This window comes from Sinomicrobium halophytocola, assembly GCF_052983395.1.
The window spans coordinates 168,431-182,653 of record NZ_JBRKIT010000028.1 but is presented as its reverse complement, the minus strand read 5'-3'; the positions used below and the strand labels follow the sequence as shown (position 1 = coordinate 182,653).

Genomic DNA, 14,223 nt, shown 5'->3' with positions numbered 1-14,223 from the left:
AGATTAATTATAATTACTTGTAAGTTCTCCGAATATTATACAATTATTCTCTCTTTTTTTAGGAATTAACATTATTTAACAAAAAAACAGGTTCTGTTAGGAATACGACTTATACTACATTGCCTGTTCTCAAACCGGAGACAGGTTTTTAAAGCGTTTTTACCTTATCCTGGAGTGCTTTTATTTCATCTCTCAGTTTTGCAGCCTGGAGGAAATCCAGGTCTTTAGCAGCTTTTTCCATAGTTTTTCGCTTTTCGCGGATTATTTTTTCCACCTGGTCTTTGGATGCATATTCCATACGTGGTTCTGCTGCGGATGCCAATCCGCTTTGTGTATCGTTATAATACACTTCGGAAATCGGACTTTTGCCCAGGTTGTTGTCTATCCTTTTGTTCAGGGCTTTCGGAGTGATATTATTGACTTTGTTGAATTCTATTTGTTTTTCCCTGCGATAATTAGTCTCATCCATAGTCTTTTGCATGCTGTTGGTTATCTTATCGGCATACATAATGGCTTTTCCGTTGAGGTTCCTTGCTGCACGTCCCACGGTTTGGGTCAGGGAGCGGGCACTTCGGAGGAAACCTTCTTTGTCGGCATCCAGGATAGCTACTAGAGATACTTCCGGCAGGTCAAGCCCTTCCCGGAGGAGGTTTACACCTATGAGCACGTCAAACAGGCCTTTTCTCAGGTCCTGCATAATTTGCACGCGTTCCAGGGTGTCCACGTCACTGTGAATGTAACGGCACCGTACCCGTATTCTTGTCAGGTATTTCGAAAGTTCTTCTGCCATACGTTTGGTAAGGGTGGTCACCAACACACGTTCGTCTTTTTCTACCCTTATCTGTATCTCTTCCACCAGGTCATCGATCTGGTTCTGGCTGGGGCGTACTTCGATCACCGGATCCAGAAGGCCGGTGGGACGGATCACTTGCTCCACATACACACCGCCGGTTTTCTGAAGTTCATAATCTGCCGGGGTGGCGCTTACATATATAACCTGGTTTTGCAGGGCTTCGAATTCCTCGAATTTCAGCGGACGGTTGTCCATGGCTGCCGGTAAGCGGAATCCGTATTCCACCAGGTTTTCTTTACGGGAACGGTCCCCGCCGTACATGGCGTGTACCTGGGGGAGGGTAACGTGGCTTTCGTCCACGACCATCAGGAAATCTTCCGGAAAATAGTCCAAAAGACAGAAAGGACGGGTTCCTGCCTCACGACCGTCCAGGTAACGGGAATAGTTTTCAATACCGGAACAGTACCCCAGTTCCCGGATCATTTCCAGGTCAAAGTTGGTCCGTTCTTCCAGGCGTTTTGCTTCCAGTTGTTTGCCTGTTTCGTTAAAATAGGTAACCTGTTTTACCAGGTCGTCCTGGATATGCTTAATGGCATTCTGCAATACGTCCGGGGAAGTGACAAATATATTGGCGGGATAGATATTCAGTTTTTCGTACTTTTCCAGTATCTGGTTTGTCTGCGGGTCAAAGGCTTCGATATCTTCTATTTCATCGCCAAAAAAGTGAATGCGAAAAGCATTGTCCGCATAGCCGGGAAATACATCTACCGTATCGCCTTTGATACGGAACGTACCGCGAGTAAATTCTCCCGTGGTCCGCGAATACAAACTCTGTACGAGCTGATGTAAAAACCTGGTTCGGGATATGACCTGGTCGCGTTCTACGGGAATGACATTCTTCTGAAATTCCACGGGGTTACCTATACCGTACAAACAAGATACGGAGGCCACTACCAGGACGTCCCTTCTTCCGGAAAGGAGGGAAGAGGTAGTGCTTAACCGTAGTTTTTCTATTTCCTCATTAATAGAGAGGTCCTTTTCAATATAAGTTCCGGTAACGGGAATATAAGCTTCCGGCTGGTAGTAATCATAGTAGGAAACAAAATATTCCACTGCATTGTCCGGGAAAAACTGTTTGAATTCCGAATAGAGTTGTGCCGCCAGGGTTTTGTTGTGGGCAAGTACCAGGGTAGGACGTTGTACTTCCTGGATAACGTTGGCAACTGTAAAAGTTTTTCCCGATCCCGTAACTCCCAGTAACGTCTGGTATCTCTCTTGGTCTATGATCCCCGAAACCAACTGTCTTATGGCTTCCGGCTGATCCCCGGTCGGTTGGAATTCTGATTTTACATGGAATTTCATAGGGTAAATATACAAACAAAGTCGGAAATTTAAGCCTGATATTCCGAAGATGAAAAGGGAAAAGTTTTGGGTTTTTTAGTTTGTGAGTTGTTAGTTTTGGAGTTGGTTAGTACAACCCGTAACTTTCTAGCCTCCCCCCAAAAAAAACAAACTCCCACCGAAGTGGAAGTTTGGGGCTAAATCAAACACAATCTCAAAAATGAGAACTTGAAAAAATAGAATACACAGTTTGTTGTCTATGAAACAAGTTTCTCTGTATTCTGTAATAGTAACGCTCTTTTTTGTGTGATATTTTGTGAAGGGTCAAAAAAAATGTAATTTTTTTGACCCCTGTAATATGAAAATCAAGTTAAGTTTTGATTATCATTATTTTAACCTCTTTTTTAGTTTTGTTTTTTATTTCAATACAAAGCTAATCCTTGCAAAAAGAAAACGTCCGCCAATACCAAACTGCTGTGCCCGTCGTGACCAGTCGAAGCGGCCACTGCTCCTGTTGGCTTCTATGGCCCGGTCCGGATAGATATCGAACAGGTTATTGGCTCCCAGGGTAAGGGTCAGTTCTTCTGTGAATTTATAGCCTACGGAAAGATCGGTTACCAGTTTGGTACCGAATTCCTGCTGGTTTTCAATGATATTAGTGGCCTCCGTGACCTTTCCGAAGAAAACATTTCTCAGAAATATGTTGAATTTATTAGTGGACAGGTTGTTGGTCAGGTTGATCTTGGTCCTGGGAACAGCTTCTTCGAGATAGATACGGCTTTCTTCCGAAAAATAGGTGCCTACCTGTTGGGCTTGCTCTAGTATGGGGGAGGCTTTGATATCACCGACCCTCCTGGTTTGGGAGAAGGTGGCGGAAAGATCGTTTTTCAATTGCAGATTTTCACCCAAAAAAGCTTTATGGGTAACTACCACATCCAGCCCTTTGGACTCTGTATTAATAGCGTTAGCAAAGAATGCAGCCTTTGAGGCATTGACCTGATTGAAGTATATTTGTAGTTCTTCATTATCACCGGGCTCGAACTGACCGGTATACACGATTCGGTCGTCTATAGCTACAAAGTAACCGTCTACGGTAATACTTATGTTGGCATCCGGAAGTTTTGCGGTAAAACCGACACTGATACTTTTAGAAGTTTCTTCCTTCAGTTTAGGAATACCAAGTAATTTGGCCACACGGCTGTCATTAGAAAAGGTACCTACTTCCTGCGGATTTCCCTGGTTGTCAAAGATGGTAGAAGTAGAATTAAAATAAAGCTGGTGCAGGGAAGGTGCACGGAACCCGGTGTTCAGTGCGGCACGCAGGTTCAGGTTGTCCGTAGCTTTTACACGGGTGGCAACTTTAAAGTTGATGGTCGATCCGAAATCCGAATAATTCTCAAACCTGGTAGCAAAGTTGACCAGGAACTTTTCGGTAAAATCGGCTTCTACATCAAAATACCCGGCTATACTGCTCCGGTCACGAGACAAGGCGTTGGTCTCCGTAAAACCGGGAAACACCTGGGAACCTCCAGGTCTCTCTTCTCCGAAGAAATCTGTTCTTGAAGTTTGAGAATCTGTTGTAATCGGCATGCCATTTACATCATACTTAGCATACGAGGCGAGTTCTCCCTCGGTGATCTCGTAGTTTTCAAAACGGTGTTCTGCTCCGAAAGCTACGTTAACCCCTGCAAAAACATCTTCGAAGAAGCGGTTTATGTCCAGGTTGGTGGTGTTTTGTGCGAAGGCAAATCCCCCGGCATCGAAACGGGTAGGGGAAGCATTCAGCATGGAGGCGTTGGAAGTGTTGGAAATTTCATAATCAAAGGAGTTTTTTCCATAAGTATTGCTGAAATCTACATTCCAGTCGCCTATTTTTCCTTTTATCCCCGCAGAGAGAGAACGGTCTTTGATCTTGGAGTTGATCTCCGGGAGAAAACCATTGATATACGCCGGGGTATAGGTCCGTGACTCATTGGGCATACGGTAGAATCCGGCAGAGTTCCCGTTCCTGGAGCTGATCCCTGCAAAGGAATAGAGTTCCGTACCGTTATCGTCTAACGGAAGGGAGAAATTGGCCATAAACCGTCCGCCCCGCAATGCGGATTGCCCGACGCGCATGTTAAAGTCCGTGCGATTCATGCCCCTGGCAGCAAGTTCCTGGTCGGTTACATCTGCATCTAAAATACCCTGCAAGTCCTCTATACTATTGGCAGAGGCTATCTGACCTTGTAATTCCGAAGAAAAGTACGGGACTTGTGCACCGTATTGTTTTATGGCGTCAACATCGGTAAAAAGATTGCTAATGTCATAATTGCTGGCATTAGCTACATTTTCTATGGCATTGTATGCATTAAAAACAGAGCCTTCCCATTCTTTCATCCGGTTATAATCATCCCGGTAATCAAAGTCCCCGGTAAAGTTTATGTAACCACCCTTGTCTCCCAGGGCCAGGCCGTAATTTGCGCTTATATTGGTTGTAGCACCATCTACACCCCCGGTCTGTTCTTCGGCATTTTTGGAAAAATTCGCGCCGGTTGTGGCGATTACGGTAAGTTCGTTTACGCTTTTCTTTAATACGATATTGATAACCCCGGCAATAGCGTCCGAGCCGTATTGTGCGGCGGCACCGTCACGCAGGACTTCAATGCGTTCAATGGCCGCAGCCGGAATGGCATTGAGGTCGGTCCCGACATTACCTCTTCCGAAAGTACCATTGATGTTGATAAGAGAAGAAGTATGCCTTCTTTTTCCATTGATGAGTACCAGAACCTGGTCCGGTCCGAGTCCTCTCAGTGAAGCCGGGTCTACGTGGTCCGTTCCGTCCGAGATGGTTTGGGTATTGGAGGAAAAGGAGGGAGCAACGTAATTGAGGATCTGGTTCAGGTTTACCTGTGGTCCTTGTGAAGTAAGTTCACTCACATCAATAACATCTACCGGTACCGCGGTTTCGGTGGCTGTCCTTGCCGGGTTCCTTGACCCTACGACAACTACGTTTTCCAGGGCTACCCCCGATTCCAGTTGCACGTCCAGGTCGGAAGAACTTACGGTGATCTGTTTGCTTTCAAAACCGACGTAAGAAAATATAAGGATATCTCCGGCAGATGCATCTATAGCATAATTTCCGTCAAAATCTGTAGTACTGCCACGGGTTGTTCCTTTAACAGCAACTGATACGCCTATGAGTGGCTCCCCGGAATCATCGGTTACAGTTCCGGTTACCGTCATATCCTGGGCAAAACCATATGTAAAGCATAAAAAAAGACTTAAAATTGGTAGGATTTTCTTCATAAGTAAAATTTTTAGTGTTAGTACTACCAAAAATATGTTAAATAATTGTAATAAAATACTTTTTAAAATATAAAATATAATCTTATTTTCCGTGTACGTAGCTGATATGGCATATATGTGTGTTATGTATTTAAGGTGGAGAGATCTTTAATTTAGTATACAAGGAAGTGCGATAGTATATCTGAATTAATCTATCAGGAATGGATTATAAATTAAAGATTGTCATAGGATGGACGTACAAGATGAAGAAAATTATATGCCCCTCCTTTAAAATATTTAGGCGTTTTCGAGAATTACCACAAGTAATCCTTTGGTTTTTATATTTCTATGATTTCGAGTAAGGCTTTCACGATTTTTGTTTTCTGACATAAAATGGGAGCATATGACAATTGTCATTTTCTGCCCGGATGGATCATCGCATCTTTAGCGCTTATTCTCTATTAAAACAGCGAAACAAGGATGAACAACCAGACATTGCATACTTTTCATATTCCCGTAATGGGACTGGCATTTACCATAGACACACCTGTTCGTGTAGCACAATACGGGATTGATTCGGTGATATCTATCGTGGATGATGAGCTTGTAGAACGCATGAATGCCTTTTACAGTAAAAAGTTCAATTTTCCTTACCGGGAAACGACCAAAAAGGTACTGGATTACCGGGCAAAACGAATTACCAATTACCTGAACCTCGTAGAAAACATAGTACAGCAAAAATTCAACACATTTAAGCAGGAACTGGCTACGAGCAGTTCCGTGCAGGAGTATTTCCATAGTATCTTACCGGATGGGAACAGTATAAAGAAAAGACTTCAGGAGTTAACGGAAGGCGGTATGATTTTAAAGGAAAGTATTGCAGAATACCTGAGCAAAGTATTGTATCCCGGGGCTATTGATGTCAATATAATGACTAAAGTAGATAAAGAGAACTATAGCAATGGAGAGGTGCTACCTGTCGAATTCAACGATGCCCATGCAGCGTTACGGGGTTTTGCGCAGAGCAATTTGAATTCGTCGCTGATCCTTTCCGCGGGGATGAATCCCCGGTTGTACTCTTATATGGAGAATTTCGAAGATTTTTTTCCGGACACGGACGGAAACCTGAAAAAGAAAATTGTTTTAAAGGTAAGCGATTTCCGGTCGGCCCAAGTGCAAAGTCGTTTCCTGGCGCAAAAGGGATTGTGGGTATCGGAGTTCCGTATCGAGTCCGGGCTCAATTGTGGCGGGCATGCCTTTGCCAGTGATGGCTATTTGCTGGGGCCTATCCTGGAAGAGTTCCGGGAGAAGAAATCACAACTGGAAACTTTGGCATACGAAACGGTTTGTAAAGTCCTGGAAAGTAAAGGGAAGATAATCCCCGCGGAACAACCGGAATTAAAGATTACCGTACAGGGAGGAGTGGGAACTGCCGGGGAGCATCAATTCCTGCTAGATTATTACCAGGTAAATAGTGTAGGGTGGGGATCTCCTTTTTTATTGGTAGAGGAGGCTACGGCAGTAGATACGGAAACCCGGAACCTGCTGACGAATGCCATGGAAGAAGATCTGTACCTTAGTGAAATCTCACCTCTTGGCGTTCCGTTCCATACTGTAAAGAACACGACCAATCAACAACTAAGGGATGCCCGCATTGCCAAAAACAGGCCGGGAAGTTCCTGCCCGAAAAAATACCTTGCCCTGCAAACTTTTAACGGGGAAAAACAAATTTGTACGGCATCGCGTAAATACCAGGAGGCGCAATTGAAGGTCCTGGATATGGAAGTCCTCTCTCCCGCAGCTTACCGGGAAGAGAAGAACCGGATTACGGAGAAATCCTGTTTGTGTGTCGGTCTGGCCAATGCTGCCTACCTGGAGAATGACCTTCCGGTAAAAGGGGAAACACAAGGTGTGGTTATTTGTCCCGGGCCGAATATCGCTTATTTTGACAAGCAGGCAACCCTGCAGGAAATGGTGGGGCATATTTACGGGAGGGAAAACCTCCTGGCTGCGAAAAACCGTCCGCATATGTTTATCAAGGAACTGGAATTATACCTGGAAGCTTATGAAAAGGAGACAAAAGAGACTAAAGAACAGCCTTCTGTTCAGGCAGATAAAAAGGTGAAACGCTTTAAGGATAATCTTTCGGAAGGGATTACGTATTACGAAAAACTTTTTTCCGGAATGGATATTCCGGAAGAGAATAGAGTAGAAATATTGAAAAGCCTTGCGGACGCGAGGGTAAAAATGCAGGAAACGGAAGAGATTTTAACGTCCGGAAGACAATAGGCGAGGTAAAACTAAGGATAACTTATCGAAACCTGTTTTCATTTAGTTTTTTGAGGTACGCAAGGTATTTCTGCTGTGACATTCGACGCTCTGCTTCAGGTTTTTTGATATAAATATCTGGTTTTGGGTTTAATGCTATATCGGTAACTTTATAAAATAACTTACCATCTTTATGATCCGCTATCAGCTCTAAGGTTAAACCTGGTAATCCCTGAAGATATTGAATTCCGAACGATGTGGCAATGTCCGGGGTGTACCAGGCCTCTACAGGAGTCATAAACCCCATGCCTGGCTCTTGTTCCGAATCTATAGTGGCGGTAGCTTTGTAGCAAGTATATTTTCCTATTTTTTTAGTTTCTTTGGTTAATATCCAGTTTACTTTTTCCATATCTACGATTACTTCTTTGGTAAAGAAATTTTGATAGTACTTTTCTCCTGTTCCCAAATTGACATAATAAACGTTGTCACTTCGTCCGACGCTTCCAGTACGGTTATACCCAAATCCTAAACTGCGTTGTTGTTGCAAATCATATTCACATTGGTATAAAGCTTCTTTACCATTAATATATAAGATGAAATTCATTGGACTCGTAGAACGGATATCTTCCAAATGGGCATTTCTGCTAAATTCTGTAATGGTAGTATCTTTGATCAAACGATCATGGAAATCCGTATTGTCCAGGGTTACTTCATAAGTGATTTTTGCTTTGAGATCTTGAGCAAGGGAGAAATGCAGGGAGACTAATGCGATGAGCGGGAGGATAATTTTTTTCATGGTGTATATTTAAAGTATGGTTTATATAGAATTACAGATATCCGCATGGAGAAAATAATGCATTTCCACCCTCAAATTCTTTGCCAAAGACAATTTTTGGATAGCATATAGCTCGTTTTTTTGTTCTTTGAGAAAAGTGAAAATCGGGTTTTGAGACGGATCTGTCGGAATCCGGACGAAGAGTTATAGATAGTACATAACTTTAAAGTTTCCGGGGGATAGTATTTTTCAATAATCAACTTTATTCTCCTTACTGCTCCATGCTTCAAAAACCGGCAGTGCTTCGTTACGTATAATGTTTTCAAAGATTATTTGACGTGATGTTATGGCTTTGTCCAGTTCGTCATAGATATACTGGTCGTCAAAACCTATTTTGGCTGCATCTTCCCGGTTGAGTGCGTAATATACTTTTTGCGGCCTGGCCCAGTAAATGGCACCGAGGCACATGGGGCAGGGTTCGCATGAGGTGTATATGACACAACCTTCAAGCTGGAACGACCCGAGTTTTTCGCATGCTTTACGGATAGCTGTTACTTCCGCATGAGCGGTAGGGTCGTTATGCGAAGTCACCTGGTTATATCCTTCGGCTATAATCTGGCCATCCTTTACTACAACAGCACCGAAAGGCCCCCCGGCATTGGCATTCATACCTTCCCCGGCGAGGGCAATGGCTCTGCGCATAAAATTTTTATCTTCTTCTGTCATATATATCCTTTCTTGCAGGAGTAAATGTATAAATTTCTTGTGTTGGACACCAGGTGTTTTTTACAAAAACAATACTTTGACAAAGGCTTTTTTTAGAGAAAATAAATTCCGGCACGATCTACTGGTCAGTCTTTTTCAAAAGAAGTTGTGGTCCCTTCATAGCTTATAGGATTTCTTTGGGTACTGTTTATCATGAGCATGGTCCTTTTATTCGGGTACATTTCAAGGATAACGTTAAAGGATTCACTGTTTTTTCGGGTCTTGAACTTAATCCGGTACAGTTTTTTCTTCGCTATATAATTCATTTCCCAATCCGAAATTTTCGTATCAAATTTTATACCTTCTCCATCCGGATTATAACCGCCTCCCATTTGTCGTTCTCCGAAATAGGGCAGCTCGGCTTTTACCGAATCTCCTTTGATCTCCAGGTAATTCGGGTTTCCAATAAGGTTAATGCGTTGTGCGTTGTTCATGGGGCCAAGGAGTATGCCAACCTGCATCATGGCATTGGTGGCCATAGGATATGCCCAGTTGTTGACGATCCTGATTTGTTTTTGCTTTACTAGGGAATCCAATGCGGTCAGGGCACCGGAATCGGAAGTGTTATTTTTGGTTGCGCCGCAACTACTGATCATGACAAGTAACAGAAGACTTGTAAAATAATGAAGATGTTTCATGTGGCAACATATTAAAGATGCTATACAAGTTAGGAAATTATCCGGTATTTATCATTATGTCTACTATCCAATAATTAAAAAAGTCCCGGTCAAGGGACTTTTGAAGAAATTATATATTACAAATGATCACTATTGTTGTCATCGGTTTCATATATCGAACGAAGCGATTTAACCGGAGGGGAAAATTGTACTTCCCGCAATACCTTACAACCGCTTATTCCTATGCGTATGGCCCTTACCTGTTTTATTCGAAGGAAGGTTATTTGCCTCCCGGATAAGCTGAAAAATATGGTCCGGGCGCACTACTTCATAGTCTTCGTTGAGGGATTCGGATACATTTTTAAAGCTTGTGGGGGTTACGTTATTCCAAGGCTGTGCCTGTATGATAATAAAACGAGGTTCGTTACCGCTCCAACCGGATGCGGCACTGGCAATATGGTCTTTCATGGCCTGTTCGTTGGTGCAATAGTTACAGGAAAGCGCCATTCCGGGAAGGTCATTGTCGTAAATGGTAAGTCCTCCCCCCGTATTCTGGGCCGTTAAACCGAGTAGGGAAGGGGCAAGGGAGGCAAAGGTTTGACCTACGTTCTGGTCAATGCCCCCGGTAATGGTGTTCCAGATGGTAATCACCCGGAAACCGGCGCGTTGGTTATAATCTTCGGTCTTGATAACAAACTGGTTCAACAGATTCTGGCTGGGCCAGTTGTTAGGATAGGTATAGCCGTACCCGGAGGGACCGGAAATGAGGTTGTCATTGTCGGTTGCACTTTCGTAGTAATAGTTAAGTGCCCCCGGCATGGCATCGAGCATGGCCGGCGAAAGTGTCCACCCGATCGGAACGGAACCACGATCGGAATTCCCCCATATCTTACGCATAAGGTGTTCAACATACTGTAAGTTATCGCCATCGCTTATAATGAAAGCCACATAGAGTTTATTTTGCAATGCGGGTTTCGGAGGAGCAGGTTTCACATTTATGGTCCGGGGCATACCGCTATGCACTGTGAGGTTGGTGGCCCAATCGCTGGCAATGGTGGTAATACCATAGGAAGAAGCCCTTTGTACCCCCGGTTCTTCTTCCGGCCACCAGCCCATGTAATTGGCCCCGTCGGGCATGGAAGAGAAGAAACTGTTTAACAGTTCGCTTTCCCCGCTTACTTTAGGATCCAGCCATATTACCGCAGCCCCCAGTGCCGTGGCGTATTCGCGCAGTGCGGCTTTATGTATGTCGGGATTCAGACCTATTAACAGGCGCTGGTCCAGGTTTGGCCAATAGGTGTCAAACATGGTTTGATATACCTGTAGCTTACTGCTGAACTGTCCCCGGAGATCGACCAATATCGGTAAGTTATACGGTGCGGACGTTAAGCGTGACAGTAGTAAAGGCGAAGCAATAAGTGCTCCCTGATCTTTGGCCAGCATGGTTGCCAGGTTTACGGTATGTATCTGTGCAGGGTCATAAACAATCAAACCGGATATCTCGTTACCATACTTGGTAATCAGGTCCCATTTGTCCGCTGGTTCATTCCAGTCCAGGCCCAGGGACTCCAGCCAGGTGTATTGTCCTTCTGCAAAGGCATCACCTTCATAGGAGAAGATGCGGGGCTGAGTTTTGTTTACTATACCTTTCAGCGAAGCAAAAAGGTACATTTCGGCAGAAGAACTGTTTTGCCGTACGCCAACCCAATCTACCTTCGTATACGAGGTTCCATGCCAGTAGACTCGTAATTCTGTGGATTGATTGTCCGCAGGAATGGTAAAGGGCAGCGTAAAGTTCGTGTAGTTGCCCGCAACGGGAAACTGTGTACGGGTAATGGTCTGTGAGGCCAATACCTGCCCGGTTGTGGCATTCCTGACATCGATATCCACTATGGGATCATCATTGGCGGTATTGTTGTCTACCTTCATCCGGAATTCGGCTACGTTAGGGCCTCCGGGGAGGCTCGTATCGTAAGGGCCGTAAATCATATGCTGGTTGGCTTCGTCGATCCCCGTCTGGCAAAGCCAACCGTCACTTTCTAAGCGCCCGGTATTGTGACTGAGTTCCGATCCTTCACCTTGCCAGCGCGAAGATGTTTCACGAAGAATAATCAGGTCCTGCGTTTGAGCCGATGCGGGAAAGGAAGGAAGGAGCTGGCCGGAAGGCCACGTTACCTGGGCCGTTGTTGGAAGGGCTACTAGCAAAAACAGCGGCAGCAATACAACTGCCATTTTCATAGAAAATTTGGTTGGTAGGTTCATAGGTTAAAGTTTACTGTTATTGGGTTTTTGTGTAAGGTTTTTCGTAAATATAAGAATTTATGATGAAAGTTTGCTGGTTATTGTTCAAGGTTTGGAACGCTGTGGTTTCATTGAAACTACTTTAGTTTCCATATATTTTAGCCACGGATAGACGGAGATGGAAGGTGTCTGGTCTACGGATTATGGGATAGCTTAACCTTGACGTATGTTTGCAGGGAATGCTGAGCTATCGGGCATTCGTAATGCCCTTACGGGCCATTGCAAAAAGGCAATATATTTTGATTGATAACATCCATTTAAATTCCTGCTCCTGACATAGTGTTGTCACAACCCTGTTCTATATTTGCTCAGAACTGTAATATGATGACCTATGATTAATTCAGCAACCGAAACCTTTTACCCGGGCAATGGGCGGCAATGGAGAGCATGGTTAGAGGAAAACCACGACAGGAAAGCATCGGTCTGGCTCATTCGTTATAAAAAGAAATCCGGTATGCCCACGATCTCCTGGAGTGAAGCCGTGGATGAGGCGCTGTGTTTCGGATGGATTGACAGTAAAGCAAAACCTATTGATGATGAGAAATATATGCAGTTTTTCTGTAAGCGAAAAGCCGTTAGTACGTGGTCCAAAGTGAATAAAGAAAAAGTCGAAAGGCTTATTGCGAACGGAAGTATGACCGGGGCAGGGCTGAAAAGTATAGAAATTGCAAAACAAAATGGCTCCTGGGCCATTTTAGACGACGTTGAGGCACTTATCATTCCTGAGGACCTGGAGGAAGGATTTACAACTCGACCCGGTTCGAAAGACTTCTTTTTAAGTTTGAGCAAATCGGTTAAAAAAAATATTTTGCAGTGGCTTGTACTTGCAAAACGGGAAGAGACCAGGCAAAAGCGCATCAGGGAAATTGTGGAAAGTGCTGGTCAAAAGTTTAAACCCAGACCATTCAGATAAGTAAAAAACAGAAGATTTATAATTGACTAAAAGCTGTTATTTCCCTTTCAAAATAAATCTTTTTTTTCTTCCGGATGATTTTTTACATCACAATAGTAAACTCTTCTTGCAAATACCCTAACCATCAGAGAGTCGTTCAGGGTTTACTTTGACACACACTACATCCCTTGTTTTTAGGCTATATTTCTAATTCATCATAACCGCTTTTTAAAATAAACGAAAGCATTTTAAATCTTTGATTAGCTTCTATGGTATTGGGAGTGTGCCCGGGAATAATCATACAATCGCCATTTTGTAGATACGTTGATTGTTCGTTGATAACCACTTCGGCTTCCCCTTCGATAATCTGGATAAATGTTGCAAAGGGTGTTACTTTCGGGATATAGACCTTACCATAGTCTATAGCCAGGGCCATGATGTTCCCGGTTTTTTGATTTAGAATATGTTTTGTGACTATGGTGTTTGAAACATAATCCACCTTATCTTTAATTTTAAAAGCTATTAATTTTTTAAATTCATCATTTTTCATGGCCCTGTACATTTTTGGTGAATATGGATTATTCGGACCTTTTAGAGTTTTTCTTGTCTGCTTTGGCCTGCTTTTTTTCTTTTGCCGTTTTTGTGGCAGGAGTCTTGGTATTCTTTTGTGAACCCTTTTTTTCTTTTGACATGATTTTCGATATTAAATTGTTAATTCTCCTTTGGAGAAAATTAAGGTGAAAAGTATAATTTCTGTTACAGAACTACTATTATAATTTACATATATCACAGGTTTCGGAAAACAAGAAAAGAACAGTCTGTTTAAGTACTGTCCTTTTCATGAAAGTTAGATTTTAACTAACCTCGATTATATTAAGAACAAGCCTGATGGTTTGTTTTTAAAATACCTATAACTTCATTGCGGTTTTTTTCCAGCCGGGTTTCCAGTCTTTTGAATAAATCCGTTTCTTTGCCGGTTTCAAATTTTACATCTTCGCTGGTAAGTTTCGGATATTTTTCTTTTAAGGCAGTGGATTGTTTTCCCCAATCGCCTTGAACCTTAAAGAGTTCACTTGTTTTGTTCACTCCCTGTTTATTTCTGTTTTCCATGAGATTGTAATTTTAATACGTACTTCATTGTACTAATACAAAGATGACACTAATACTATAGGATATGTTACACAACTAAAACAGAACGTTACAC

At 43.2% G+C, this 14,223-nt stretch carries 10 protein-coding genes; 2 read left to right on the top strand and 8 right to left on the bottom strand.

The window, feature by feature from the left end; genetic code table 11:
• Positions 1-148: 148 nt before the first annotated feature.
• Both uvrB and ACVBDY_RS11715 read right to left on the bottom strand, forming a co-directional pair.
• Positions 149-2,155, bottom strand: a complete 2,007-nt coding sequence (gene uvrB, locus ACVBDY_RS11720) for an excinuclease ABC subunit UvrB (RefSeq protein WP_447175670.1) — start codon at positions 2,153-2,155, stop codon at positions 149-151.
• A 396-nt stretch (positions 2,156-2,551) separates the two neighbouring features.
• A complete protein-coding gene (locus tag ACVBDY_RS11715; RefSeq protein WP_447175669.1) occupies positions 2,552-5,422 on the bottom strand; it encodes a TonB-dependent receptor in 2,871 nt (956 codons plus the stop codon).
• Between the two features lie 459 nt (positions 5,423-5,881).
• On the opposite strand from ACVBDY_RS11715, the gene ACVBDY_RS11710 reads away from it, so the two are divergent.
• Entirely contained in the window at positions 5,882-7,690 is a 1,809-nt protein-coding gene (locus ACVBDY_RS11710; protein ID WP_447175668.1) for a hypothetical protein, read from the top strand.
• 22 nt (positions 7,691-7,712) lie between these two features.
• Here ACVBDY_RS11710 and ACVBDY_RS11705 read toward each other — a convergent pair whose 3' ends face one another.
• From ACVBDY_RS11705 to ACVBDY_RS11690, 4 genes are all read right to left on the bottom strand, one after another.
• Positions 7,713-8,465: a GLPGLI family protein gene (locus tag ACVBDY_RS11705; RefSeq protein ID WP_447175667.1), complete on the bottom strand. Its 753-nt coding sequence runs from the start codon at positions 8,463-8,465 to the stop codon at positions 7,713-7,715.
• A 228-nt stretch (positions 8,466-8,693) separates the two neighbouring features.
• Positions 8,694-9,170 (bottom strand): nucleoside deaminase, encoded by a 477-nt coding sequence (locus ACVBDY_RS11700; protein ID WP_447175666.1) that lies wholly within the window; start codon positions 9,168-9,170, stop codon positions 8,694-8,696.
• Positions 9,171-9,295: 125 nt separating this feature from the next.
• Positions 9,296-9,847 (bottom strand): DUF4251 domain-containing protein, encoded by a 552-nt coding sequence (locus tag ACVBDY_RS11695; RefSeq protein WP_447175665.1) that lies wholly within the window; start codon positions 9,845-9,847, stop codon positions 9,296-9,298.
• Between the two features lie 204 nt (positions 9,848-10,051).
• On the bottom strand, positions 10,052-12,088 hold the full coding sequence (locus tag ACVBDY_RS11690) for a hypothetical protein (protein ID WP_447175664.1): 2,037 nt from the start codon (positions 12,086-12,088) through the stop codon (positions 10,052-10,054).
• A 370-nt stretch (positions 12,089-12,458) separates the two neighbouring features.
• On the opposite strand from ACVBDY_RS11690, the gene ACVBDY_RS11685 reads away from it, so the two are divergent.
• The gene (locus tag ACVBDY_RS11685) at positions 12,459-13,040 is read left to right on the top strand and encodes a YdeI/OmpD-associated family protein (RefSeq protein ID WP_447175663.1); all 582 of its coding nucleotides are present in this window, start codon (positions 12,459-12,461) and stop codon (positions 13,038-13,040) included.
• A 178-nt stretch (positions 13,041-13,218) separates the two neighbouring features.
• Here the strand turns inward: ACVBDY_RS11685 and ACVBDY_RS11680 are convergent, their stop codons facing one another.
• Together ACVBDY_RS11680 and ACVBDY_RS11675 are read right to left on the bottom strand one after the other, a co-directional pair.
• Positions 13,219-13,569 (bottom strand): cupin domain-containing protein, encoded by a 351-nt coding sequence (locus tag ACVBDY_RS11680; RefSeq protein WP_447175662.1) that lies wholly within the window; start codon positions 13,567-13,569, stop codon positions 13,219-13,221.
• 323 nt (positions 13,570-13,892) lie between these two features.
• A complete protein-coding gene (locus ACVBDY_RS11675; RefSeq protein ID WP_447175661.1) occupies positions 13,893-14,129 on the bottom strand; it encodes a hypothetical protein in 237 nt (78 codons plus the stop codon).
• Positions 14,130-14,223 lie beyond the last annotated feature (94 nt).